30 protein-coding genes are annotated in these 24,838 nt (G+C 43.2%); 13 read left to right on the top strand and 17 right to left on the bottom strand.

Annotated features, from left to right (window positions below):
- Position 1: 1 nt before the first annotated feature.
- Genes cyoE through IAE16_RS06350 form a run of 7 tightly spaced genes read right to left on the bottom strand, consistent with a single transcriptional unit; the run spans position 2 to position 5,791 of the window.
- A complete protein-coding gene (cyoE, locus tag IAE16_RS06320) occupies positions 2 to 880 on the bottom strand; it encodes a heme o synthase (RefSeq protein WP_323699921.1) in 879 nt (292 codons plus the stop codon).
- Entirely contained in the window at positions 874 to 1,743 is an 870-nt protein-coding gene (locus tag IAE16_RS06325; RefSeq protein ID WP_323699923.1) for a COX15/CtaA family protein, read from the bottom strand. The genes cyoE and IAE16_RS06325 overlap by 7 nt, the downstream gene beginning before the upstream one ends.
- 12 nt (positions 1,744 to 1,755) lie before the next feature.
- Positions 1,756 to 2,634, bottom strand: a complete 879-nt coding sequence (gene galU / locus IAE16_RS06330; protein WP_323699924.1) for a UTP--glucose-1-phosphate uridylyltransferase GalU — start codon at positions 2,632 to 2,634, stop codon at positions 1,756 to 1,758.
- Between the two features lie 13 nt (positions 2,635 to 2,647).
- Positions 2,648 to 3,100: a hypothetical protein gene (locus IAE16_RS06335; RefSeq protein WP_323699925.1), complete on the bottom strand. Its 453-nt coding sequence runs from the start codon at positions 3,098 to 3,100 to the stop codon at positions 2,648 to 2,650.
- Positions 3,097 to 4,161 (bottom strand): undecaprenyldiphospho-muramoylpentapeptide beta-N-acetylglucosaminyltransferase, encoded by a 1,065-nt coding sequence (gene murG / locus IAE16_RS06340; RefSeq protein ID WP_323699926.1) that lies wholly within the window; start codon positions 4,159 to 4,161, stop codon positions 3,097 to 3,099. The genes IAE16_RS06335 and murG overlap by 4 nt, the downstream gene beginning before the upstream one ends.
- Complete coding sequence (locus IAE16_RS06345; RefSeq protein WP_323699928.1) at positions 4,158 to 5,366, bottom strand: hypothetical protein; 1,209 nt, start codon at positions 5,364 to 5,366, stop codon at positions 4,158 to 4,160. Before IAE16_RS06345 ends, murG begins: the two co-directional genes overlap by 4 nt.
- Positions 5,363 to 5,791, bottom strand: coding sequence for a hemerythrin domain-containing protein (locus IAE16_RS06350; protein WP_323699929.1), 429 nt, complete (start codon positions 5,789 to 5,791; stop codon positions 5,363 to 5,365). Before IAE16_RS06350 ends, IAE16_RS06345 begins: the two co-directional genes overlap by 4 nt.
- Before the next feature lie 73 nt (positions 5,792 to 5,864).
- Between IAE16_RS06350 and mtaB the strand changes: the two genes are divergently transcribed.
- Together mtaB and IAE16_RS06360 are read left to right on the top strand one after the other, a co-directional pair.
- On the top strand, positions 5,865 to 7,097 hold the full coding sequence (gene mtaB, locus IAE16_RS06355) for a tRNA (N(6)-L-threonylcarbamoyladenosine(37)-C(2))-methylthiotransferase MtaB (RefSeq protein WP_323699930.1): 1,233 nt from the start codon (positions 5,865 to 5,867) through the stop codon (positions 7,095 to 7,097).
- 16 nt (positions 7,098 to 7,113) lie between these two features.
- Entirely contained in the window at positions 7,114 to 7,725 is a 612-nt protein-coding gene (locus IAE16_RS06360; RefSeq protein WP_323699931.1) for a histidine phosphatase family protein, read from the top strand.
- Here IAE16_RS06360 and tsaE read toward each other — a convergent pair.
- A complete protein-coding gene (gene tsaE / locus IAE16_RS06365) occupies positions 7,694 to 8,119 on the bottom strand; it encodes a tRNA (adenosine(37)-N6)-threonylcarbamoyltransferase complex ATPase subunit type 1 TsaE (RefSeq protein WP_323699932.1) in 426 nt (141 codons plus the stop codon). The two genes, IAE16_RS06360 and tsaE, sit on opposite strands and share 32 nt — an antisense overlap.
- Before the next feature lie 21 nt (positions 8,120 to 8,140).
- Between tsaE and IAE16_RS06370 the strand changes: the two genes are divergently transcribed.
- From IAE16_RS06370 to IAE16_RS06380, 3 genes are read left to right on the top strand one after another with little or no spacing between them, the layout of a single operon-like run.
- Positions 8,141 to 8,608 carry a hypothetical protein gene (locus IAE16_RS06370; protein WP_323699933.1) on the top strand — a complete coding sequence of 156 codons (468 nt, stop codon included), beginning with the start codon at positions 8,141 to 8,143 and terminating at the stop codon, positions 8,606 to 8,608.
- Positions 8,589 to 9,935, top strand: coding sequence for an ATP-dependent protease ATPase subunit HslU (gene hslU / locus IAE16_RS06375; protein WP_323699934.1), 1,347 nt, complete (start codon positions 8,589 to 8,591; stop codon positions 9,933 to 9,935). Before IAE16_RS06370 ends, hslU begins: the two co-directional genes overlap by 20 nt.
- Positions 9,932 to 10,390 carry a hypothetical protein gene (locus IAE16_RS06380; RefSeq protein WP_323699935.1) on the top strand — a complete coding sequence of 153 codons (459 nt, stop codon included), beginning with the start codon at positions 9,932 to 9,934 and terminating at the stop codon, positions 10,388 to 10,390. Before hslU ends, IAE16_RS06380 begins: the two co-directional genes overlap by 4 nt.
- Here IAE16_RS06380 and IAE16_RS06385 read toward each other — a convergent pair.
- The 8 genes from IAE16_RS06385 to IAE16_RS06420 are packed head-to-tail and all read right to left on the bottom strand — an operon-like array spanning position 10,382 to position 16,220.
- Positions 10,382 to 10,639 (bottom strand): EscU/YscU/HrcU family type III secretion system export apparatus switch protein, encoded by a 258-nt coding sequence (locus IAE16_RS06385; RefSeq protein ID WP_323699937.1) that lies wholly within the window; start codon positions 10,637 to 10,639, stop codon positions 10,382 to 10,384. The genes IAE16_RS06380 and IAE16_RS06385 overlap by 9 nt on opposite strands.
- 2 nt (positions 10,640 to 10,641) lie before the next feature.
- Entirely contained in the window at positions 10,642 to 12,045 is a 1,404-nt protein-coding gene (locus IAE16_RS06390; protein WP_323699938.1) for a hypothetical protein, read from the bottom strand.
- Positions 12,046 to 12,049: 4 nt separating this feature from the next.
- Positions 12,050 to 12,907, bottom strand: coding sequence for an ROK family protein (locus IAE16_RS06395; protein WP_323699940.1), 858 nt, complete (start codon positions 12,905 to 12,907; stop codon positions 12,050 to 12,052).
- A complete protein-coding gene (locus IAE16_RS06400; protein ID WP_323699941.1) occupies positions 12,891 to 13,343 on the bottom strand; it encodes a hypothetical protein in 453 nt (150 codons plus the stop codon). The genes IAE16_RS06395 and IAE16_RS06400 overlap by 17 nt, the downstream gene beginning before the upstream one ends.
- Positions 13,340 to 14,281, bottom strand: a complete 942-nt coding sequence (locus tag IAE16_RS06405; protein ID WP_323699943.1) for a magnesium transporter CorA family protein — start codon at positions 14,279 to 14,281, stop codon at positions 13,340 to 13,342. The genes IAE16_RS06400 and IAE16_RS06405 overlap by 4 nt, the downstream gene beginning before the upstream one ends.
- 12 nt (positions 14,282 to 14,293) lie before the next feature.
- Positions 14,294 to 14,881, bottom strand: coding sequence for a DUF3501 family protein (locus IAE16_RS06410; protein ID WP_323699944.1), 588 nt, complete (start codon positions 14,879 to 14,881; stop codon positions 14,294 to 14,296).
- A 53-nt stretch (positions 14,882 to 14,934) separates the two neighbouring features.
- On the bottom strand, positions 14,935 to 15,984 hold the full coding sequence (hisC, locus tag IAE16_RS06415; RefSeq protein WP_323699945.1) for a histidinol-phosphate transaminase: 1,050 nt from the start codon (positions 15,982 to 15,984) through the stop codon (positions 14,935 to 14,937).
- Complete coding sequence (locus tag IAE16_RS06420) at positions 15,981 to 16,220, bottom strand: hypothetical protein (RefSeq protein WP_323699946.1); 240 nt, start codon at positions 16,218 to 16,220, stop codon at positions 15,981 to 15,983. Before IAE16_RS06420 ends, hisC begins: the two co-directional genes overlap by 4 nt.
- A 43-nt stretch (positions 16,221 to 16,263) precedes the next feature.
- Between IAE16_RS06420 and IAE16_RS06425 the strand changes: the two genes are divergently transcribed.
- Complete coding sequence (locus IAE16_RS06425) at positions 16,264 to 17,064, top strand: ChaN family lipoprotein (protein WP_323699947.1); 801 nt, start codon at positions 16,264 to 16,266, stop codon at positions 17,062 to 17,064.
- Here IAE16_RS06425 and recR read toward each other — a convergent pair.
- Positions 16,980 to 17,594, bottom strand: coding sequence for a recombination mediator RecR (gene recR, locus IAE16_RS06430; RefSeq protein WP_323699949.1), 615 nt, complete (start codon positions 17,592 to 17,594; stop codon positions 16,980 to 16,982). The two genes, IAE16_RS06425 and recR, sit on opposite strands and share 85 nt — an antisense overlap.
- Positions 17,595 to 17,625: 31 nt before the next feature.
- Here recR and IAE16_RS06435 point away from each other — a divergent pair, with 31 nt between their 5' ends.
- The 7 genes from IAE16_RS06435 to rph are packed head-to-tail and all read left to right on the top strand — an operon-like array spanning position 17,626 to position 24,804.
- Positions 17,626 to 18,555, top strand: coding sequence for an NAD(P)/FAD-dependent oxidoreductase (locus IAE16_RS06435; RefSeq protein ID WP_323699950.1), 930 nt, complete (start codon positions 17,626 to 17,628; stop codon positions 18,553 to 18,555).
- Positions 18,546 to 19,196: a deoxyribose-phosphate aldolase gene (gene deoC, locus IAE16_RS06440; protein ID WP_323699951.1), complete on the top strand. Its 651-nt coding sequence runs from the start codon at positions 18,546 to 18,548 to the stop codon at positions 19,194 to 19,196. Before IAE16_RS06435 ends, deoC begins: the two co-directional genes overlap by 10 nt.
- Positions 19,189 to 20,490: an adenylosuccinate lyase gene (purB, locus tag IAE16_RS06445; RefSeq protein ID WP_323699952.1), complete on the top strand. Its 1,302-nt coding sequence runs from the start codon at positions 19,189 to 19,191 to the stop codon at positions 20,488 to 20,490. Before deoC ends, purB begins: the two co-directional genes overlap by 8 nt.
- Positions 20,491 to 20,509: 19 nt before the next feature.
- A complete protein-coding gene (trpB, locus tag IAE16_RS06450; protein ID WP_323699953.1) occupies positions 20,510 to 21,718 on the top strand; it encodes a tryptophan synthase subunit beta in 1,209 nt (402 codons plus the stop codon).
- Between the two features lie 7 nt (positions 21,719 to 21,725).
- Entirely contained in the window at positions 21,726 to 22,613 is an 888-nt protein-coding gene (locus tag IAE16_RS06455) for a F0F1 ATP synthase subunit gamma (protein ID WP_323699954.1), read from the top strand.
- 11 nt (positions 22,614 to 22,624) lie between these two features.
- Positions 22,625 to 24,046, top strand: a complete 1,422-nt coding sequence (gene atpD, locus IAE16_RS06460; protein ID WP_323699955.1) for a F0F1 ATP synthase subunit beta — start codon at positions 22,625 to 22,627, stop codon at positions 24,044 to 24,046.
- Positions 24,043 to 24,804: a ribonuclease PH gene (rph, locus tag IAE16_RS06465; RefSeq protein ID WP_323699956.1), complete on the top strand. Its 762-nt coding sequence runs from the start codon at positions 24,043 to 24,045 to the stop codon at positions 24,802 to 24,804. The genes atpD and rph overlap by 4 nt, the downstream gene beginning before the upstream one ends.
- Positions 24,805 to 24,838: the final 34 nt, after the last annotated feature.

A 24,838-nucleotide genomic window follows, 5' to 3' on the forward strand; every position in this document is an offset into this window, starting at 1 on the left:
TCTATCTCCTCATGTCAAAGACCATTACGGAAAACAGAAGGGCTATATATAGGATTGAGTAGAAAAACAAAAACATACCGTTGGGCTTTTTTGAAAGGACAAACTTGAGAGTGAGAAGAAGGTATAGACCACTTAAGAGGAGAGCGGAGACAAAGTATATGTGTCCTGCAATTCCGTAGATTGAAGGCAATAGGCTCAGTGGCAAAAGCCCTGCTGTATATATGAGGGTTTTTATCTTTGTATGCTCTATTCCCTTTGATACAGGAAGGGTTGGAATTCCGGCTCTTTTGTAGTCCTCTGCATACTTTATTGCCAAAACCCAGAAGTGGGGTGGTTGCCACATGAACATTATGAGAAAAAGTATAAGAGCTTCAAAGCCTACCTCTCCTCTCACTGACGCATACCCTATCACAGGAGGAAGAGCACCTGAAACACCACCTATTTCTGTAGCCAAAGGACTTTTTCTCTTTAAGGCAATGGTATATATCACCACATAGAAGAAGGAAGCGAGGAAAACAAAAAAAGTTGCAAGCATGTTTACCTTAAGGAGCATCACCACTGCAGAAAGCACAAGCAAAGACAAACCGAAGACAAGGGCATTCAAAGATGGTATGCTTCCGCTTGGCAGAGGTCTGTCCTTTGTCCTGCTCATAAGGGCGTCCAAGTCCCTGTCAAAAAACTGATTGAGAACTGCAGAACCTGCAGAGGCAAGCCCAGTCCCAAGAAGTGTCCAAAAGACAAGCCAAGGGTCTGGAAAGCCTCTTTTGGCAAAATACATGCCAGTAAGAGTTGTTATCAGAACAAGCAAGACTATGCCAGGCTTTGTGAGGATTATGTAATCCCTTATAAGACTACTGTATACCACCGCCCTACTTACCATGCAGGTTTTACCCTTGGCTCTGGAGTTTTGCTAAGTTGAAGGTTGTATGTAAGCCAAGCAAAAAGGAAAAAGCCCATAGCGGTGTCAAGAAACACAAGTGGGAGGAAAAAGCCAGATACCACCATGGAGATAGCAAACAGGAACTGAAGGTTTATAAAGACAAAGGCGGTAAGTGTTGTCCTGTTAAAGTTAGATACCATAGCCAAAAGAAAGGCAAGCCATGTAACATAGGCTATGTTCCTGTGGGCGAATTGGAGAGCGACCTGCCAGTTAGTAAGGTCTGGTATTAGCTTTCCTGCACAGGTAGGCCACTCATGACCACAGGCTTCACCAGAACCTGTGTATCGCACAAGGACACCGGTTATCATAGTGGTAAGGGCAAAGGCATAAGCCCAAAGAGGCACACCACCAGAAGGCTTTTCCTCCCTTTGCAAAAATCTATAAGTTAAAACCAAAGCACCAAGAATTATCATGGACTCGTATATGTGGAAGGACTCAAGAAGCATATGAGACACATATTTGAGGTTTGGAGCTTCTAACCTTATCATCTTCATCCCAGTAAGTGCAGCGGATATGGTAAAGAGTAAGGCAACAAGAGATGCTATCTTTGCAGATTTTGGAGCGGTCTTGTATTTGAACCACAAAAGGAAAAAGGTAAGGAATACAAAAATACCTGCGAGCCCGCTGACCGTTCTGTGTCCCATTTCTAACTTTGCGGAGGTCTCCTTTGGTAGTTGAAAGTTGCCATAGCAGAGGGGCCAATCAGGACAGGCAAGTCCAGAATCCGTTGACCTGACCGCCCCTCCCCATATCATCACTATGTAGGTAAACAGTATAGCAAGTCCTAAGGATAGCCTCAACATAATGGTTATAAATTATACCTCAGTGGGCTCTATTGTGAGGTCTCTCATATATCTGAGTAGTCCTTCTCTTAGGTCTTCCCTCTGCAATGCAAATTCAAGGATGGTCTGTATGTATCCCATAGGTGTTCCCGTGTCGTATACCCTTGAGTCAACCTTTATGGCATAGACCGCTTCTTCCTCAAGCAGTAGTCTGATGGCGTCAGTGAGCTGTATCTCACCTCCCTTACCGGGTGGTGTTATCTTAAGTTTTTCAAATATCCTTGGAGTAAAGAGATACCTCCCTACTATGGCAAGTCTTGAAGGAGCTTCTTCAGGCTTTGGCTTTTCCACAAGGTCATCTATTATGTATATGTCCTTTTCAATATGCCTGCCGTCTATAATGCCGTATTTTGAGACCTCCCTTTGCTCCACTTCAAAGACCGCTATCACGCTTTTACCAAACCTCTTGTATACGTCCATCATTTTTCTTAGCACATTATCCTCATCTCTGAGTATCACGTCTCCCAGACAAACTATGAAAGGCTCATAACCCACCACAGGCTCTGCCACAAGCACCGCATGACCAAGTCCTAATTGCTCTTTTTGTCTTATATATATGGGATTTATTAACCTGCTTATCTCCATTATGTTTTTCAAAAGCTCTGTTTTTCCACATTGTTCCAAGTGCTTTTCAAGGTCTGTGTTTATATCAAAGTGGTGTTCAATGGGTCTTTTATGTCTTCCTGTGACGAATATAATATTGTCAATGCCTGCCTCCAAACACTCTTCCACGATAAACTGAATGACAGGCTTATCAATTATAGGAAACATCTCCTTTGGCATGGCTTTTGTTGCTGGCAAAAACCTTGTCCCCCAGCCTGCTACTGGCAAAACCGCCTTTCTTACTTCCATGTTTATACCCTCCTTAAAGTAGATTTCTTTCCCTTAAGAATTTTGCAAGCTCCTCATCTCTTTTTGCCAGTTTCCTTAAGGCTTCAAGGAAGTCTTTCATCTTTGCCTTGTTTTCTGTGAGCTCTTCTTCTACCTTTTTGAACTTGTCTTCAAAGGGTCTTATCATGGTTCTCCTGTCCCATATGGCAAAGCCTATGGTTACCGCAGTTATGGTAGCAAAAGTGCCAGCAAGAATACCCATAAAGACCAGAATCATCTCAATTTTGTGATTAACTTCCTCAAACCTTTTGTCTACTTGCTCAAACCTTTTGTCTATTTGTTCAAACCTTTTTTCCGTCTGTTCCATGAACACCTTTAGGGTTGCCTTTATCTCCGCAACATCTTTTAGCAACTGTTTTTCTTCTTCTGGCGTGAGGGCAAAAGAGATGCTAAAAAGGAGTATTAAGCAAAGAAACAACCTTTTCATTTTCCCTCCTCATAAAGAATATACTTCTTTATCTCCTCACAAGCAAGTGTATTGGCAAAGGCTTTTATGTTTTTGGAGAAAAGCTCATGGTCTTTGAGTATACGCACTAGCTCTTCAAGTAGCCTTTCTACGCTTACTTCCTCTTGTCTTAGGACAAGTCCACCTCCGAGGTCTTCTATCTCCTTGGCATTGTAATACTGGTGGTCTCCAACCGCATGAGGAAAAGGAACAAAAACTGAAGGCACACCAAAAAGAGAAAGCTCCGTTATGGTGCTTGCACCCGCTCTGCTAAGGGCAACAGTGCTCGCTCTGTATAGGATATGCATATCATGGCTAAAGGACAAGACTAAAACTTTTAGTCCTTTTTGCTTATAAAATCCCTCTAACTTTTCGTAATCTCTTTCTCCAGTTATGTGTATGCCCTGCCAACCTGTTTTTTGAAAGACCTCGGGGGCTATCTGGTTTAAGAAACTTGCACCCTGACTGCCTCCCACCACAAGGAGCGTAGTCCTGTCCTCCAGACCTAAGCTTTTAATGGCTTCTTCTTTGCTTAAACTAAGACCCTCCAGCAAGGATTTCCTAACAGGCAGACCAGTCTTAACAGTCTTTTCCTTTGGAAAGTATCTTTTTGTGTATTCGAAGGTTATAAAGACCCTTTTTGCAAACCTCCACAGTAGCCTGTTGGTCTTGCTTGGCACTGAGTTTTGCTCATGAAGGTATAAAGGAGCTCCCTTCAGAGGGCAGGCTAAACCAAGAGGAAGGCTTGCGTATCCTCCAAAGATTATCGCCTTGTCTCCTCTTTCTAATAGCTTGGCTACTTGCAGAGCTCCCTTGAGGTTTTTAAACACAGAAATGAGTTTCTCCTTTATACCTCTACCCATAAAAGGATAAGCCTGCACAAAGTGGCTTTGGACGGGCAACTTGTCGCTGAGCCTTTTTTCTATACCCCTTTCTGAACCTACAAAAACAGTATCTATCTTCTCCTCAAGAAGGCACTCTATGAGTGCCAGTGCAGGGAAGAAGTGTCCACCTGTGCCACCACCGGAAACAAAAACTTTCATTTAGAAGGATTATAAAGAGGGCTTAGCCTAAAGTAAAGAAACGAACCCTTAATTACTGAGTAATAAAGAAGAAAGCTAAGAGCTAAATGCATGAAGGCAGGTATAAGGGCAGGTCCAATAATAGGCAAGAGATATACGCTTAAAGATAGTGCAAAACTAAGCAAAAGGCAGAGATTTATTAGCTTCTGGTCTATGACTTCAGACATAAGAGGAACCTTTAATGAGCCTTCATTGCTAAGGTGAAACCACACAAGAAAGGGAATAATCCTAAGCATCATGCCTGTTATAAGAGTTGAAAAGAAAAGGAAGAAGGCAAAAAGGAAACGATAATTAAAGCCATCAAAAACCAGAAAAATAACAGCTATTGAAAGATGGATATGGGAAAGATACCAGAAGTAGAGGCTTTTGTCCGCAATTTTTCTTTTTCTTGTAAAAAGTCTATGGAATGTAATAAGGGCTTGAAAAAACACAAGCAGGGAAAGTGGAAGGTTTGATAGTTTAAACTCAAAAAGAGAAAAGATGAAGGCAAAAGTCAAAAGGTATGGAAAATTCATAGCGTAAAGCCTTGGATAGGCTTTTGTAACAAAGAACATTTCTACAACCTGAAAAGAAACGCTTGCTATGAGAAGGAATATCCATCCAAAGAGCATAGATAGGCGGTGCACTTTCAGAAAGGCTTCTGTGTTGTCTATATAGCCACCATAAGAAAGTGCAGTAAGAAAGCCAGAAAACCCTCCTATAAGCACAAACAAAAGTGCAAACTTTATGCCTTGCGAGGTAGGAGTATAGCTTTTTATCCTCATAAGCCTATTAAGCATAAGAAGGCTTGTGTAAGCTATCCCAGTAAAGAGGAGTGATGCTCCAGCAAGAAGCGTAGAAAAGCTACTTAAATAAAAACCAAATAACAGCAATAGATAGCCCGGCAATAAAAGAAGCCAAGAGATAAAAGCCTTTTGTTTTGGCTTTTGCATTACCGCACCTGCCACAACAGGAAGCATCTGAAAAAGGGCTCCAAACATGGTAAAAAGGGCAAAGCCAACTGTAGTTATATGCGTAAGTAAAGGTATGCTTAATCTGTTTGTTAGAAGGGCATAGATTTCAAGCAAGGAACCCAAAAACCACAAAAGACAAGCTGTTATAAAAAAGCCTGAAACAACAGTGAAGGGTGGAGCCTGAGATAGGGATAACCCTTTGGGAAAGCTCATAGTGTTTCCATCTTTTGCACAACCTCTGGTGCATCAAGATGCTGGTCACACATGGGATAGAGTATCTGCTCTTCTTTCATATTGTGCTGTTGTATAAGTATCATAAAGGTTTCTCCAGTGGAGAGAAAAGTCTTCCTGTCCCTTTTTTCAAGAGCCTGTTCCATCCTCTGTATAAGCTCTCTCGCCTGAGCATGCTCCATCCTCATAACCTGCGTAGGACCCATGACTATACCTGTCCTTCCCTCAAACTCAGGAAATAGCACCTCCTCTTCTTTTTGAAAGTGTCTGAGAGTCTCGTCTTTGAAAGCTTCAAAAGCCTTTCTCGCCTCTTCCCAACTTCCAGAGTTCACAAGCTCCTCCACTCTTGCATACAGGTCATCACACTCTCTGTGTTCTTCTATCAGATACTCGGTTATGGTAAACATTCAAAACCTCCTTCATATGATAGTATATATATACTTACTTTTTTCCTCTTGTCAAGGTTTAAATTTAAAACCTATGAAAGTTTCTCTTATAACCCTCGGGTGCAGGAGCAACGCCTTTGATACAGAGCTTATGGCAAACTACTTTAAGTCAAAAGGCTACGAGGTTTTAAACGACCAAGAACAAGCGGACGTTTACATAATAAACACATGCACCGTTACCTCAGAGGCGGATAGGTCCTCTCGTCAAGCAATACATAGAGCAAAGAGAAAAAATCCAAAAGCCTTAGTGGTAGCCACAGGGTGCTACGCACAGGTAAACCCACAGGCATTATCAAGTATGCAGGACGTGGATATGGTAGTGGGAAACTCTCACAAGCACAGGATAGTTGAGCTGATTGAGGAGTTTTTGCAGGATAAGGGAGAGAATATCTTTGTAGATAACATCTTCCGTCAGTCAAGACTTGAGAGCTTTGACCTTATAACCTTTTTTGAAAAGGCAAGACCCTTCATAAAGGTCCAAGAGGGTTGTAATCGCTTTTGCACTTTTTGTGTAATACCCTATGCGAGAGGAAAGGTAAGAAGCGTTCCACCCGAGAAGGTTATAAAAGAGGTGGAACTCTTGGCACAAAAAGGCTTCCAAGAAGTTGTCCTAACAGGCACACAGCTAACTCAGTATGGCTGGGACATGGGAACAAGCCTTTATGAGCTTCTCAGAGGGCTTATAGAAGTCAAGGACATTGAACTTATAAGGTTGTCTTCCATGCACCCTTCCGAGATAGACGGAGAACTCTTAGAGCTTATAACTTCAGAGGAAAAGATAGCACCTCACTTTCATATTTCACTTCAAAGCGGGTCTGACAGAATCTTAAAGCTTATGGAGAGAGAATACACGGTGAGCGATTATGTAAGGATTGTGGATAAGATAATAAGCAAAAGACCCATATCCGCCATAGGCACAGACATTATAGTGGGCTTTCCTACAGAAACAGAAGAGGACTTTGAGCAGACCTACAAACTTTTAAAGGAACTACCCATAGCCTATATGCATGTTTTTCCCTACTCAGATAGACCCTTTACCAAAGCAAGCAAAATGCAAGGAAAGGTATCCTCTTCTGCAAAGGAGCAAAGGGTAAAGGTCTTAAAGGAATTAGACAGGGAAAATAGGCAAAATTTCTACGAAACTCACGGAGGAAAGAGCTTAAGGGCAACCATAATAGAAGGGAATAGGCTTCTTACGGAAAACTATATAGAAGTAGATAGAAGTGTAAAAGGTAATGCGGGCTGTGTTATTAGAATAGTGCTTTAGTTATAATAATTAGGCTGTGGTCAAAAACCTATATCTCCTGCGTCACGCACAAAGCGAATATAACGAAAAGGGTATATTTCAAGGAAGGTTAGACAGTGACCTAACTCCTCTGGGCTTTGTTCAGGCAAGGCTTGTGGCTCAGGAGCTTTCAGATAAAGGCATAGAGATAATATACTCCTCTCCTCAAAGAAGAGCCTATAAGACCGCACTTACAGTTGCGGACGTGCTTGGTCTTGAGGTTATAGTGGATGAGCGTATAAGGGAGATGTCCTTTGGAGAATACGAAGGTAGGCACTTTTGGAGGCTTATGGAAGAGGAAGGTGAGCTTCTTAGGGCTTGGCTTTCCAATCCTGTTAAAAATCCACTGCCTACTCAAGAGGATATGGAAAGCTTCAAAAACAGGGTGGAGAGTTTTCTGAGGGATATACTTCAAGAAAGGCACACAAGCATTCTAATCGTTGCACATGGTGGAACTCTTCATGCTATTGTGTGTCTTTCTCTTGGGCTTGGGCTTGAGAACCTTTGGAACATACATATGGATAACACTGGTATAACACAGCTAAGATATAAGGCTGGAAGGTTTGAACTAAAACATCTCAATAGACTTTGTCATATGAAAGGGCTTTAAGGAGCTCTTCACAGCCCAAAAACTCAAAAACCCTACCTTCTTCTGTTATATCTATTCTTACAGTGCATGTGCATATACTTAGACCCTCTCCCCACTCTACCACGAGGACACCTTTGCCAACAAACTCCTCAAGGTCAAGGTCTTTTACCCTGTATAGGTCTGCATGCATTAGGATTCCCTTTCTTGTAGGATATTCGTTTATCAAAGTAAAGGTAGGGCTACGCACCTGGTAGCCTTGAAGTAGACCCATACCTTCCGCTATACCCCTTACCAGAGTAGTTTTGCCTGCACCAAGAGGACCAATAAGACAGATAACCTCCGAACCCTTTAGGCTTTTTCCTATCAATTCTCCGAGCTTAAGAGTTTCTCTTTCAGAGCTGGAAAATATACGCACCAATGTTATATTATAAACACTATGGAATTTTACTTTTTCCCTGATGTCTATGCGGACAGGTATCTTGTGGATTCTTACATAATATCCTTTAAGCTAAAGGACAAAAGCTGTATAAGGACAAGGGAGTGGGAAGGTAGAGAGTATGTGGTAGAAGTTCTTGACTGGGAAGCCTTTAAGGAAAGTGCCTACGATATAGTGCTTTATGAGTATGGAGATGAGGTAGCGAGGTTTTCAGATATAGAAACCGCACTTTCTGAGGCATATAAAATGGCATGTCTTGAGGCTTCAAGACGCATACCCAAGGTTATTGAGCCAGCACTCGGTGTAGGCAATCCACCCATACAGGTTGTGGAAAGGGTTTTTCCCCTTAGCTTTAAGGCTGAAGCCTTTCCAGAAGACCTTGATAGCTTTCTTGATCACCTTGTTAAGAATGTTGAAATAGAAACCTTAGAATGGGAGAAGGCGGACGATGACGAAATACCTTTCTAACCTTCTTGAAGAGCTTACGCCTAAGAGAATAGTAGAGGAGCTTGACAGATATATAGTGGGTCAGGAAAGTGCCAAAAAGGCAGTTGCCATAGCCCTAAGAAACAGGTGGAGAAGACAGAAGTTGCCAGAGCATATAAGGGACGAGGTGGCACCCAAGAACCTCCTTATGATTGGTCCCACAGGAGTGGGAAAGACAGAAATAGCACGCAGAATAGCCCAGCTTATAAAAGCTCCCTTTGTCAAGGTGGAAGCCACAAAGTATACGGAGATAGGTTATGTGGGAAGGGACGTGGAGTCTATGGTTAGAGAGCTCGTTGAGGTTTCTTACCAGATGGTAAAGCAGGAAAAGATGCAAGAGGTGAGAGAAAGAGCAAAGAGGCTTGCGGAAGAGAGGCTTCTTGACTACCTTGTCCCTCAACAGCTGAGCTTTGGAATAAGAAGCCCTCAGGATGCAGGTAAAAGAGAGGAAATGAGAGAAAAGCTAAAGAAAGGAGAGTTGGAAGACAGAGTTATAGAGGTTGAGGTTCAAGAAAAGTTTGTGCCGGTGATAGGCATAGCTGGACCTCCGGGTCTTGAGGAGCTTGAAGAACAGCTCAGAAACATGCTCGGTGGCCTCGGCGGTGGTAGGAAGAGGAGAAAGCTCAAAGTAAAAGAAGCACTCCAGGTCTTTGAATCAGAGGAGGCGGAGAAGCTCATAGACCAAGAGGAGGTAGCAAGGGAAGCCATAAGCAGGGCGGAGAACTTTGGAATAATCTTTATAGATGAGATAGACAAAATTGCGGTAAAAACTCCAGGAGCAGGTCCCGGAGTATCACGAGAAGGAGTTCAAAGAGACCTCTTACCCATAGTGGAGGGAACGGTGGTAAAGACCAAGTATGGGCCTGTGAGAACAGACCACATACTCTTTATTGCAGCGGGTGCCTTTCATATAGCCAAGCCTTCAGACCTTATGCCAGAACTTCAGGGAAGGTTTCCCATAAGGGTTGAGCTGAACCCTCTCACAAGAGAGGACTTTGTGAGAATACTAAAAGAGCCAAAAAATGCACTTACGGTGCAGTATACAGAGCTTCTCAAAACAGAAGGAGTTGAGCTTGAGTTTACTGATGATGCCCTCGAGGAGATAGCACGCATTGCGGAGGAAGCCAACAATCGCACGGAAAACATAGGTGCAAGAAGGCTTCATACGGTAATGGAGAAGCTACTTGAGGACATATCCTTTAACGCACCGGAGCTTGCAAGTCAAAGGATAATAATAGATGCAAGGTTTGTAAGGGCAAAGCTCGAGGGTATAGTAAAGGATGTGGAGCTTTCCAAATACATACTATGAGGGACTTATTAGAAAGGGTTGAGGAGCTTCTTTTACTTCAGGAAAAGTTGGTAAACCTCCTACTCATTTCTGGCACTCAAAAGGCAAGACTTAGCGTAAACACCGCCTTTGATATTCTCTATTATAACGTTGAGCTTCTTGACATGATAGGTGAACTATTGAGCTCCCCAGAGGAGCTAAGAGAGGATTATGCGGTTAATCTCATACTTGAAGCCTTGTCTTGGATGGGGTTTATACTTCCTGCGGTGGAGGAATCCTGTCCCATATTTCTACATGGTTTATTGGAAGTAGACCCCATACAAAAGTTAAGTTCGATACTTAGCTCTCTGGAGGAAGCTCAGAGAAAGAGCGATTACTATATACTGCTAAGCACTGCAGAAGAGGTCCATAGGCTTTCAAGTCTTCTGAAGTATCAAATAGCCCTTGCCCGCAGGGCTTATATGAACTTAGCTTGAACTCTTTACAGCTTTTATAAAAACGAGCACCTTTGCCACAGCCCTATAGAGCTCTGGAGGTATCTCTTCGTATATTTCCACCTTCATTAATGCGGATATTAGAGCTTTGTCCTCAAGAACTGGAACGCCGTGTTTTTTTGCAGTTTCTATTATCTTCTCCGCAAGCTCGCCAGCGCCCTTTGCTACAACTACTGGAGCTTTGTCCCTTCCTTGGTCATACCTAAGAGCTATCGCCTTTTTCTTTTCCATGGCTACACCAACAAGAGAAAACCCTCTCCGTAGTTTGACCTTATGGTCTCTGCTACACTTTCTTTCGTTGATACGCTTACAGAAAAGCTCCTGAGCTTTATTTTCTCTTCTAAAAGCATTCTTTGAAGTAGCTCCTTCCCAGACCTGATCTTTTCTGCTATGCTTTCTGTATCCGTAAACAGTAAAACATCCAAAAGCTCCTTAGACTTGGGCATCTTCAAAAGACCAGCAACGAAACCTTCTGTATAATCTAGTTTAAACAGCACAGAATATTCCTTCCCGCTTTTAAACATAAGCCCACCCTTGCCACCTTGGTAGTATATGGGTATGTAATAGGCATCTCCCTGTTTAGCTAAAAGCCACTGCAGATGCTCTATAAACTCCAGCCTGCTTAGCAGATTCTGCACGTGCTCACCTTTGCTGTTGTAGAACTCCAAAAGACTACTACCCTTCTCCATATACTCTTGAAAACTTCTGTAGACACTTCTTACATCCTTTTCTGAGGCTTCTAACACCAGCTTAAAGAAATCTCTTACCATAGGCTCCTTGGAGTCTTTTAGCCTTTCAAAGACCCCTCTGTATTCCACAAGGACTCCTCTTTCTGTTAGATTCCAGAGAGCCTTAAGCAAAGTAGGGATATCCTTTTTTTCCATAGCCTTAAGTAGATTTTCCTCTCCAACAGACTCAAAGAATCTCACCAACTTCATGTATTCCTCATGGTCAAGGTTTTCAAAGAGCAAGGTCTTGAAGGAAGATGAGACCATATTAAACTCTTCAGTCTTTAATCTTAAAACCTCAAGAAGTTTCCTTATTCCTTCAATATTCCTTTCATACCCCATGCCAAGTAAAGATGAAAGCTCCTCCGCATACACGAGCAAAGACTGGATAAGCTGTGCTTTCTTATCTTTAATGACCTCATCTGGCTTTAGCTTTCCGAGAATTAATTCAACCAACTTTCTTTCATAAAAGATTCCAGAATTATCCAAATCTTCTATGAACTTCTCTGGATTGATGGGCACATAAAACTTTTCTCCTCCTTCAAGCAGGAGGTTTAAAATGTTCCCGTCATAGCCTTTTCTATATAGGCCCATTATCTTAAAGGTGAGAGGTAATCCTTCTTCAATCTTAAACTCAAGAATATCGCCAGGGAAAAACCTAATAGAAGACCTGTTTTCAGCCTTTAGTTCAAAGCCATCTCTGAGAAGTAGAGTTAAAAGATTGCCCTTAGAAGAAGAAACTTCTGCCCTTATAGTGCTACCACCTCCAGAGGAAAGCTCAAGAAAAACATCTGGAACACTTGACAGGACTTTTATTCTGAACTCTTCTCCAGTCTTCTGTGCTTGAGAAGGTTTTGACTGCTCAATAGCCTGCTGCAGAAAAATGCCTTCTATTCTTCTAATCTCCATAAGATTAAATATCGTCCACAAGTGCAAGAGCTAAAGCTCCGCGTGCCATACAATACTCCGCACAGGAAGAAAAATGGAGACTGAAACACTTGGCAGGTAGGCTTTCACAGAGGTCTTTTAGGTCTGTCTCAAGGTTGCCAAGTAGGTCCTTCATGGCATCAATGAGACCACCACCAAGCACCACCCTATCTGGGTTTAGTATGTGAACTGCGTTCATAAGACCCACAAGAAGAAACCTCCTGAAACTTGCCACCGCCTCCAAAGCATAGGTCTCTCTCTCCTTTGCCCTCTGAATTATCTGGTAGTCCTTGAGATCCTCTCCTGCGAGGTTTCTATATAGCCTCTCAAGACCATAAGAGGAGCAGTAAGCCTCCCAGCACCCTAACCTTCCACAACTACACCTTTCTCCTCCAAGAAGTATAGTATGATGCCCCAGCTCAAGAGCACTTCCGCACGCTCCCAGAAAAGGCTTTCCATTAACCACAAGCCCAGCACCAAGCCCAGTGCCTACCGCAACAAATAGCAAAACCCTGCTTTCCCTATGGTCATAAAACCACTCTCCAAAAGCCCCCGCAGAAACATCGTTAACCACCTTCACATTAATTCCTTCAAGAACCTCCTTAAGGTTTACCCCGTCAAGGGCTGGTATGTTAGGAGATTTATAAACCACGCCCTCTAAAGAAGTAAAGCCTGCAACCGCAACTCCCACAGAGGAAGGATATCCCTCAAAGACTATCTCCCTTATCCTTTGTAAAAAAAGTTTCCCATCTTTGGATATGTCCCTTATGTAATGCTTTTCCCTTCTACCATCCTCCCAGTAAACCTTTATAAAGCTACCCCCTATGTCAACTCCCTTTCTCATATTCAAGCCTTTTTATCTTTATGCTCTCATCTCCCTTTTCATAATAGACCCTTACAGAAACCAGTCTTTGGGTCATTCCCTTTTCTTTCCTTATTAAGGACACAAGGAGCTCACCCTCTTTGATAACCTTCTCTTCAGCCCTTGCACCCTGATATGCCCTTCTGTAGGATTCACAGGTCCTAAGGAGTCCATCCACACCTCCCATATCCTTTAAAAGGTTTTCTGAAACAAGTTCTGTAAGCTCTTCCGCTCGTTCCCTTTTGCATTCCTCAAGCCCAAGCACAAAGCTATAAAAAGCCCTAAGTTCCTCCGTTTCGTGCTTTTTGTCTTTTACATCTTCCAAGAAAATAAGGAGTGCGGTAATGAAAGGGTAAGATATGGAAAATATAACGAAAAAGCCTAGGATAATATCCTCTCTCTTATAGCTCAGCTTCATAGCCAACCCTTCCTTTTTACCCAGTATATAAGTGATAGAGTTATACCAACCATAAGGAGTAAAGAGTAAGGGTAGCCATATTTCCAATGTAGCTCTGGCATATGTTCAAAGTTCATACCAAAAATACTTGCAATGAGCGTTGCAGGCAGGAATATGGTCGCAAGCACTGTAAAGATCTTCACACCTTCGCTTTGCTTTATGGATATAAGTCCCAAGAGAGAGCTTTGTATACTATCCAGCTTATCCATATAAAAGCTCGTGTAGTCAAGGAGCGTATGCAGGTCATCAAGGGCTATCTTTATCTCCCTCTTTGTTTGGGCATTTATCTTTGGACTTTTCACAAAATGGCTCAAAATTCTAAGTTTTTCGTTTATGGTCTCCCTTATGGTGATGTTAAGCTCATCATAGTAAGATATCTCTCTTATTACTTCTTCCGATTGTTCCACAAAGACCTCCTTTCTTAGGTTTCTTATGCGTCTTCCCAATATCTCAAGCCTATCACCAAGCCTATCTACTTCAATATTTACTATCTGTGAGAATATGGCTTCTGGAAATTGAAAGTTTATGGGATTCTGTTCCATTCTTTTTATAAAAATTAACATGCTTGGTATGTCCCTGTATCTTATACTTACCATATATCTTCCCTTTATGAAAAAAAGCACAGGCTCAACGCTTATATCTTCCTTTTGTTGTATTACAAAGGATAGGTTCATGTATATAGCTTCTCCCTCTTCCTTGTATTTACTGCTTATTTCAATATCTCCAAAGACCTCTCTGGGAGGCATATGAAAACCTACCGCACTTCTTAGCCAGTCAATCTCTGCGTCGCTTGGCTTTTCCACATCAAGCCAAACTACAGACTCTTTTCTTATCTCTCCAAACTGGTCAATTCCAAACTTTTTGAAAACGCCTCCGTAGTTGGCATAAACATGTATCATCAAATATATATTTTACTCAGAAATAAGGTCCTTTATTAGCTCTTGCTTTACCTCTTCTGGCATAGGGGTCAAAGCTCTATAATTGGGATGGTTTATCTCAACCCTTACAGGTTCTTTTTTGAAATCCTCTATCTGCTCTTGTGTAAACCTAACCTTTAGAAAATGCACCACTGCAGCTTTGCCGTATTCGTAGTCTTCTTTGCTCCTTTCGTCCGCAATAGCTCTTATTGTATGTTTATTGCCTATGTGAAAATATAGATGGTCATGTATGCCTACAAGCTGTGGAAGAAGTCTTTTCCTTTCACTGGCTTCAGGTATTTCTATAAACATGGTAACGGACAATTCATTTTTATCAGGTATTAACTCGTTGTATACATCTATTTCCTGCTGTATCTCTTCCTCTCTTACCATCCTCTCCGCTCTTATCATTTCTTGAATTTGAAACCAGACCGTTTCCCTGTTTTCAAAAACAAGATGCACCCATGGTTCTATAAAAAGCCTTCTGTTTTTCTTTAGTTGGATAATTTCTTGAACCTTCTGTGGACGAACCTTTTCATACTCGTAGATGTTGAGGATTTCATCTCTGGTAATCTTTCTCATAGCATGCCTCCTTTGCTTGTTTTCTTTTATTATATGCAAATAGTTATCATTTGTCAATAGGTAGTAAGAACCTCATGCAAGGCTTGTAGAAAGGCATCGTTTTCCTCTCTTTCTCCTATACTTACCCTAAGACAGTTTGCCACCATATAAGAAAAGTTCCTAACGAGCACTCCCTTCTGCAAAAGCCTCCTATAAAGCTCATCTCCAGAAAAATAAAGACTTTTAAAAAAGATAAAGTTTGCCTCTGAGGGATAGACCCTTATACCTTCCAGCTTAAGCATCTCTTCGTAGACCCTTTGTCTTTCTGAGAGCATTCTCTGAATGGCTTCTTCTATGATATGATAGAAGTCTCTCAGCATTAAAACCGCTATAACTTGAGAGGGATAGGTTATATTGAAAGGAAGTCTTATCTTGTTTATTTCTCTTACAACTTCCTCTTTGCCTATCAAAATACCTACTCTAAGACCCGCCATGCCTATCTTCGAAAGAGTCCTAAGCACTACCGTATCCTCTCTCTCAAGCGCCTCTTTGAGAAAGGTTTTCCCAGAGTAGTGATAATATGCTTCATCAACTACGGTAAAAACTCCTTCGTCCCTTATAGTCCTCATCTTGTCTTCATTAAAGCAGTTGCCAGTGGGGTTGTTAGGATAGGCAAAGTAGGCAAGGACTGGTTTTTTATCTCTTATTAGCTCAAGGCTTTTCTGCAAGTCTATGTCAAACTCATCATTTAGGCTAACTTCTATTTTCTCTCTACCCAGAACCTGTGCAGATATGCCATACATGGAAAAGGTAGGCACAGGATAAAAAACACCCTTTTCATACTCTCCAACCGCTATAGAAAGGTAGTATATAAGCTCGTCTGAGCCATTGCCCAAGACTATATTCTCCGGGTTTACTCCAAAGCGATAGGCTATAGCCTCCTTTAGCTCTCTTGCTTCTGGGTCTGGATATCTATTAAAGGGTATTTTGGAAGCCGCCTCTCCTATAAGCCTTTTTACTTCTTCTGGGAGTTTGAGGGACAGCTCGTTGGAGGAGAGCCTAACCCTCGCCCCCGTGGTTTCCGTCTTATAGGGGGCAAGGGTCCTTATTCTTTTACTTATCATTGTTGTTCTTGAGCTTGCTCTTCCTCCTCTTCTTCCTCAGACCTTCCAAGGTATAGTTCAAGCTCCGCAACCGTTGATTCCATTAGCTTGTCCTCAAGGATACCTTTGATAAGCCTGTTTAATCTCCTCTCGTCTCCCATGGCTATTCCATTGAGGACATAGTAGAGCCTCTTGGGAAGAGAAAGCACTACCCTTTTATACCTCGCACCGCCTTTTTTTCTGGGTTTTCTTGCCATGTTACTCCTCCTTTTTGAAGTTTTCATGTTTTAGAATTATAGCATGAAGATTCTATTTTTGTTCTTTGTATTGTTTATATCAATCACGAAAGCACAAGAGAATTTAGAAAACCTCCTCAACAACCACCAAGTTATATTCCTACCAGAGGAGCACACAAGCAGGGAAGACCATCAGTTTCAGCTTAGGATTTTAAGACTTTTGAATTCAAAAAATCACAAGTTTATAATAGCCATGGAGATGTTTCAACAACCCTTTCAGGACGCTCTTGACTTGTATGTATCTTGTCAAATAAGTGAAGAGGAAATGCTTAGAAGAACCGATTATAGAAGAAGATGGGGCTTTGACCCAAGCCTGTATAGGGACATATGGAGCTTTGCTAAGGAAAAGGGTATAAGAATAGTGGCTATAAACATCTCCTCAGAGCTTTTGCAAAAAGTGAGAGAGGAAGGGCTTGAAAGGGTAAGGAATGAGAGCTTGCCTTATCCTGTAATACCTCAAACAGAGAAGGAAATGAGAGATCTGAGAGAGGTTTTAAAAAACCATCCAAGAGTGGACGAAAAGAGGTTCTTTGAAGTGCAAAACGCATGGGATAACGGTATGGCACTGGCTATAGCAAGGCTTTTGGATAAGTATCCTGACCACAAGATATTGGTGCTCGTGGGTAGAGGACACGCTAAAGATTATGAGAGCGGGATTCCAAGGAGGCTTGGCATACTTAAACCAGAAGTGTCTATGACCATACTAAGAAGAGAAGAGTTTCAAAGCACTTTTCTATTTTCTATGGATTTTTCCAAAGATAGTTCATCCGCAAGTTCTATGAGAGAGCCAAATTGTAGACCGTGAGATATACGAGTTATCTTGGTGGTGGGAAACTGCTTTTTTATGAGTTTTGCAAGATAGTTAGCGGTTGCTTCACCTTCTAAGTTTGGGTTCGTGGCAATTATCACCTCCTTTGGTCTATACCTTTCTATCCTTTCCATGAGGCTGTCTATGTTGAGGTCTTTTGGTGATATACCTTCAAGGGGTGCTATTCTACCACCCAAAACATGGTAAACTCCAGAGTATCTTTCTAATTTCTCAATGGCAAAGGCATCCTGAGACTCTTCCACCACGCATATAAACTTTTTACTCCTCTTTGGGTCTGAACATATTTTGCATATCTCTTGGTCCGTATAAAGACCACACTCTTTGCAGGGTCTTATCCTTTCTACCACAGACTGTAGAGCTTGGACTATCTCAAGGCGTTTTTCCATGGGGAGTTTAAGGAGGTTATAAAGAAGTCTGCTTGCGGACCTCTCTCCGTAGGTGGGTATGTGTATGAGCTTTTCAAGGGCGAGTTTGATTGGTTCTGGTAGACTTTCTTCGTAAGGCATTGGAAAATTATAGCGGTTTTATAATAAAAGTATGCACGAGCTTATTATCTTAGGTGGTGGTCCTGCGGGCATATCCGCCAGCATATACGCACAAAGGAAGAAAATGGATTTCTTGCTTATAACCAAGGATGTGGGTGGGCAGGTAATAAAGGCGGGCGAGATAGAAAATTACTTGGGATATGCTATGGTGGATGGGGTGATGCTTGTGCAGAAGATGATGGAGCAAATGGATAGGCTTGGGATTGAACCAGTGCTGGACCAAGTAATAGAAATAAAAAGACTGCAGGAGGGCTTTCTCCTTAAAACCCTCTCTGGAAAAGAGTATGCATCAAAAAGACTTCTTTTTTGCACTGGTGCGGAACACAGAAGGTTAGAAGTGCCGGGGGAAAGGGAATACACAGGGAGAGGGGTCTCTTACTGTTATACCTGTGATGCACCTTTCTTTAAGGATGTGGATGTGCTTGTGGTAGGTGGTGGAAACTCGGGCTTTGAGGCGGTAGACCAGCTTACAAACTACGCAAGAAAGATATACCTTGCGGAGCTTGGAGACCACTTTAGGGCGGATGAGGTCCTTAAAGAGAAGGTGCTTTCAGACCCAAAGGTTGTCCCTCTTCTTAGACATAGAGTTTTGGAAATAAAAGGCGATGGGAAGAATGTGAGAAGTGTGCTTTTAGAAGATTTGCAAAAGGGAAGGGTGTATGAGGTTGAAGTTGAAGGCGTTTTTGTAGAGGTGGGTCTAAAGCCTAATTCTGAGCTGGCAAAGTCCTTGGGAGTTTTTACCACACAGAGGGGAGAGATAATAATAGATTGCAACAACAGAACCTCGGAGCATGGCATATACGCTGCGGGAGACTGCACTAACATCTTTGCAAAGCAGATAATAACCGCAGCAGGAGAAGGTGCAAAAGCCCTACTTTCTGTATACCATGACCTCACCTACGGTGTCCATTCATGGATATAGCCAAGTTTATAGACCACTCTATACTCAAACCTAACCATACCCTTAAGGACCTTGAGGTTGAGATAAACAAGTGTGTGGAGCTTGGTGTCTACGGCGTCTGTGTAAATCCCTTTTCGGTAAGAAAGGCGGTGGAATTTTCAGAAAACAGGCTGGTGGTTTGCTGTGTGGTTTCTTTCCCTTTTGGTTTGGATACAAAGGAACAAAAAATCCTGCAAGCCCTTAGAGCTCTTGAAGATGGAGCAAGGGAGTTGGACATAGTCATAAATATCTCTGCATTAAAAAGCGGTATGCACAAATATGTGGAAGAGGAGCTAAAGGCTATAGCCAGAAATACAGAAGGTGTGATAAGGAAGGTCATAATTGAGACCGCCTACCTTAACCAAGAGGAGAAAAGGTTTATAGTTGAACTCATAGCAGATACAGGTATGGAGTTTGTGAAAACTTCCACGGGATATGCACCCACTGGAGCGGTAGAAGAGGACATAAGGCTAATAAGGGATTGGGTAAGGGGTAGATTAAGGGTTAAGGCTTCTGGTGGGATAAGGACAAGGGAGCAGGTTTTGAGGTTTTTGGAGCTTGGCGTGGAGAGGATAGGAACCAGTAGCACCTTTGAAATTCTTAAGGAGGAGAGAGATGATTGAAAGGTATACCAGAAGAGAAATGGGTCAAATATGGTCTGACCTCAACAAGTTTAGGCTTTGGCTCAAGGTGGAGCTTGCGGTATGCAGGGCATGGCACAAACTTGGAAAAATTCCAGATGAGGCTCTAAAAGAAATAGAAAAGAGAACCTTTGTGGACGAAAAGGTAGTGGAGAAGATATACCAGTATGAAAGGGTTTACAAACACGATGTGCTCGCCTTTGTTTCTGCCATAAACGAGCAGATTCAAGAGTATTCTCATTACTTTCATATGGGTCTTACCTCCTCTGATGTGGTGGATACTGCCCTTGCCTTGCAGATTAGAGAAGCCCTTAGTCTGATACTTGAAGGTTTAGAGAAGGTGATACAAAGGCTCAGGTCTCTTGCCATAGAGCATAAGAATACTCTAATGATGGGAAGGACGCATGGAGTCCACGCAGAGCCTATGACCCTTGGTCTTAAGTTCCTTAGCTGGTATGAGGAGATGAAAAGGAACAAAAAAAGGCTTCTGCAAGCCCTTGAGGACATATCCTATGGCAAGCTCTCTGGTGCGGTGGGAACTTATTCTAACCTTGACCCAAGGGTGGAGGAGCTCGCCCTTGAGGAGCTGGGACTTAAGGTAGAGCCTGTTTCCACTCAAGTAGTGCCAAGAGATAGGCATGCACAGGTTATGTATGCCCTTGCCTCTACCGCCTGTGCCCTTGAGAGGTTTGCAACAGAGATAAGGCATCTCCAGAGAACCGAACTGCTTGAGGTTTTAGAGCCCTTTGGAAAGGGTCAAAGAGGCTCATCCGCCATGCCTCACAAGAAAAACCCCATACACGCAGAAAGGTTGTGTGGTCTTGCACGCATAATAAGAGCAAACCTTCTGGTAGCTCTTGAGAATATTCCACTCTGGCACGAAAGGGACATATCTCACTCCTCCGCAGAACGTGTAATCCTACCAGACTCCACTATAGCCCTTGACTATATGCTAAACCTCTTTCTTGAAATCCTTGAAGGTCTTGTGGTAAACCCAGAGAGAATGTTAGGAAACATGGAGCTTTCTCATGGTCTTTTTGCCTCTTCAAAGGTGCTTGTTAAACTCATGGAAAAGGGAGTCCATAGAGATAAGGCTTACGATATGGTTCAAAGGTGTGCCATGAGAAGCTGGGAAGAGGGTATAGCCTTTGAAAAAAGCCTTATGGAAGACCAAGAGGTCAATGCCTTCCTTAGTCAAGAAGAGATAAGGCAAGCCTTAGACCCTTGGTCTTTCTTAAAACACATAGACCAAATCTACGAAAGGAGCTTAGATTAAAAAGAAAGGAGGAAAGCTTATGACAAAGCAAGAAGTATACACCCTTCCAGATGAGAAGGGATACTTTGAAGAGTTCGGTGGAAGGTTCGTGCCAGAGACCCTCATGTATGCCCTCGAGGAGCTAACTGATGCCTACCTTAAACTCAAAGAAGACCCATCCTTTTGGGAAGAGTTAAACCACTACCTTAAAGACTTTGCAGGAAGACCCACACCCCTCTATTTTGCCAAGAGGCTAACCGACTATGTGGGTGGTGCAAAGATATACATAAAGCGGGAGGACCTTCTCCATACTGGTGCTCATAAGATAAACAACACACTCGGACAGGCTCTGCTTGCCAAGAGAATGGGAAAGAGGAGGATAATCGCAGAAACGGGTGCAGGACAGCACGGTGTGGCTACTGCAACCGCCTGTGCCTTACTTGGTCTTGAGTGTGTGGTCTATATGGGAGAGGAGGACGCAGAGCGTCAAAAACTCAATGTTTTTAGGATGAGACTGCTGGGTGCGGAAGTGCGCATCGTAAAGAGCGGTTCAAAAACCCTAAAGGATGCCATAAACGAAGCCCTAAGGGACTGGGTTACCAACGTGGAAACCACACACTACATTATAGGCTCTGTGGTGGGTCCTCATCCCTTTCCCATGATGGTGAGGGACTTTCAGAAAATAATAGGCGAGGAGGCAAAGGCACAGATACTGGAGCTTGAAGGCAGGCTTCCAGATGCGGTGGTTGCCTGCGTGGGAGGCGGTTCAAACGCCATGGGTATATTCTATCCCTTTATAGAGCATGAGGAGGTAAGACTAATAGGCGTAGAAGCTGGAGGTCTTGGACTGCATACAGGCAAGCACGCAAGCTCTATAAACGGTGGCTCTGTGGGAGTTTTGCACGGCATGAAGTCCTACTTTTTGCAGGACGAAGAGGGACAAATCCAGCCCACCCACTCCATCTCCGCAGGTCTTGACTACCCGGGAGTTGGACCAGAGCATGCATACCTTTTCAAAAGTTGTAGAGCCAAGTATGTCTATACCACCGATGAGGAAGCTCTTGAAGGCTTTAAGATACTCTCAAGGCTTGAAGGCATAATACCAGCCCTTGAGCCAGCCCACGCAGTTCCAAGGGTCATGGAAATAGCCAAAGAGCTTGGAAAAGACCACATAGTGCTTTTTAACCTTTCAGGAAGAGGCGATAAGGATATGCTTCATGTGATGGAGCACATAAAAGATATGCTATAATATCCACATGCCAAAACTTTCACCCAGAGACATAAGGAGGAAGATACAGGGTATAAAGAATACCCGAAGGATAACCAACGCTATGAAAGTGGTCTCCGCTGCAAAGCTCCGCAAAGCTCAAGAGCTCATATACGCTTCAAGACCCTACTCAGAAAGGCTTTACGAGGTTCTCAGAAATCTCTCAACGCATACAAATCTACAGTCAAGCCCCCTCTTCCAAGTGAGAGAAGAAAGAGCCTGCGACCTCGTTCTAATCACCGCGGATAGGGGTCTGGCTGGAACCTTTAATATAAGTCTCATAAAAAAAGCTGAAGACTTCATAGCGGAGAAACAAAGGCAAGGTGTTAAGGTAAACATGATCATCATCGGCAGGAAGGGAGCCCAATATTTTGGAAGGAGGAACTACAACATACTGAAGGTTTATGAGGATGTATTCAGAAAAGAAATAAACTTCAACGTGGTAAAGGAAGTAGGTGAGTTATTGAGAGACAGATACTCAAGAGAAGAATCCGACTGCACTGTTCTAATGCACAATGAGATGGTTACGAGGGCAAGCTACAAGCCCCTTATGAGGGTCTTCTTACCACCTAAGCTTACCTGTGAGGAATATGAGAGCACAAGCACGCCAGAAACTTATGGTGTGTATGAGTTTGAAGTAAGTATAGAAATCCTTGTAAATAAGCTCCTTGACCTTTATCTCAACTATCAGATATACAGGGCAATGCTTGAGTCTAACGCAGCGGAGCACTTTGCTCGTATGGTCGCTATGGATAATGCCACAAGAAATGCGGACGAGCTTGTAAAAACATGGACGCTTATATTTAATAAGGCAAGGCAGGAATCCATTACCTCAGAGCTAATAGATATAGTAAATGCAGTAGAAGCTATGAAATAAAGGAGGAAAACATGAAGGGAAGAATAGTTCAGGTTATAGGTGCGGTCATTGACGTAGAGTTTGGAGACAAGAACCTCCCACCTGTCAGGCACGGTCTCAAGACAAAAAGAAAATTCATAGACGACAGAGGCAATTGGGCGGAAGAGGAGCTCTTTCTTGAAGTAGCCCAGCACATAGGAGAAAGCAGAGTCAGGTGCGTGGCAATGGGTGCCACCGATGGTCTTGTGAGAGGTCAAGAAGTAGAATACCTCGGAGGTCCCATAAAAGTGCCAGTGGGTAGGGCGACCCTTGGTAGGATATTCAACGTGGTGGGTCAACCCATAGACGAGGCGGGACCCGTAAACGCAGAAGAATTCTGGCCCATGTTTAGAGAACCACCATCCCTTGAGGAGCAATCCACAAAAGTAGAAATACTTGAAACGGGTATAAAGGTTATAGACCTTCTTGAGCCCTATGTGAAGGGTGGAAAGGTAGGACTCTTTGGTGGTGCGGGAGTTGGCAAGACGGTTCTCATGCAGGAGCTCATCCATAACATAGCCAAGTTCCACAAAGGCTTTTCCGTGGTCATAGGCGTTGGAGAAAGGACAAGGGAAGGAAACGACCTTTGGAACGAGATGAAAGAGTCTGGCGTTCTACCCTACACGGTCATGGTTTACGGACAGATGAACGAGCCACCGGGCGTGCGTTTCAGGGTCGCACAAACAGGTATAACCATGGCGGAATACTTTAGGGACGTAGAAGGTCAAGACGTCCTCGTTTTCATAGACAACATCTTTAGGTTCGTCCAAGCGGGTTCTGAGGTTTCTACGCTTCTTGGAAGGCTACCTTCTGCGGTTGGATACCAGCCCACACTAAACACGGACGTGGGTGAAGTCCAAGAGAGGATAACCTCCACCAAGAAGGGTTCTCTTACCTCCATACAAGCTGTCTATGTGCCTGCGGACGACATAACAGACCCAGCACCCTATTCGGTCTTTGCCCACCTTGATGCTACTACAGTGCTTGCCAGAAGACTTGCTGAGCTTGGTATATACCCGGCGGTTGACCCACTTGAATCCACTTCCAAGTATCTGGCTCCTGAGTTCGTAGGAGAGGAGCATTATCAAGTAGCTTCCGAAGTCAAAAGGATACTCCAAAGATACAAGGAGCTTCAGGAGATAATAGCCATACTGGGTATGGAAGAGCTCTCTGAAGAGGACAAGGCTATAGTCAACAGGGCAAGAAGAATTCAAAGGTTCTTGGCACAACCCTTCCACGTGGCGGAGCAGTTCACGGGTATGCATGGTAAATATGTAAAGCTTGAGGACAACATTAGGAGCTTTAAGGAGATACTCACTGGCAACTACGACCACCTTCCTGAAATGGCATTCTATATGGTGGGAACCATAGAGGAGGTGGTGGAGAAAGCCAAGGCTCTGGGAGCTAAGGTTTGAGGTCTGATGGAAGAAAGGCAGGAGAGCTCAGACCCGTAAGAATAATTAGGGACTACCTTAGGCATCCTGAGGGTTCTGTCCTTGTGGAGTTTGGAAATACCAAGGTTATATGCACTGTCTCCATTCAGGACAGTGTCCCTCCCTTTCTAAAGGGCAAAGGGCAGGGTTGGATAACCGCAGAGTACTCCATGCTTCCAAGAGCTACCCAAACCAGAAACATAAGGGAATCCGTTCAAGGTAGAATAGGTGGCAGAACTCACGAAATACAGAGGATGATAGGGCGGGCTATGAGAACCGCCCTTGACCTTACCAAGGTAGGTGAGAGGACCTTTTGGATAGACTGTGATGTAATACAGGCGGATGGTGGAACGAGGACTGCTTCCATAACTGGAGCTTTTGTAGCACTCGTGGATGCAGTTATAAAGCTATACAACGACGGAGTTTTAACCTCCACACCCATAAAGGATTTCGTAGCGGCGGTGAGCGTTGGAATAGTAAACAACCAGATACTTCTTGACCTTAACTTTGAAGAGGACTCCTCTGCGGAAGTGGACATGAACGTGGTAGCAACAGGCTCAGGCAGGATATCGGAGATACAAGCCTTGGGCGAGGAGCATTCCTTTACAAAAGAAGACTTTGACAAGATGCTGTCTCTTGGGCTTGAGGGTATAAAACAGCTTATAGAGCTCCAAAAAGCCTTTTTTGAAGTGCAGGGAGGGATATTTAGGAAAAAAGGTGTAAGGGAAGCCCGTCTTTGAATACATATTAACAGGCATGTAACTTTCATAACAT

This window comes from Hydrogenobacter sp. T-2 (genome assembly GCF_033971325.1).
Taxonomy (GTDB): domain Bacteria; phylum Aquificota; class Aquificia; order Aquificales; family Aquificaceae; genus Pampinifervens; species Pampinifervens diazotrophicum.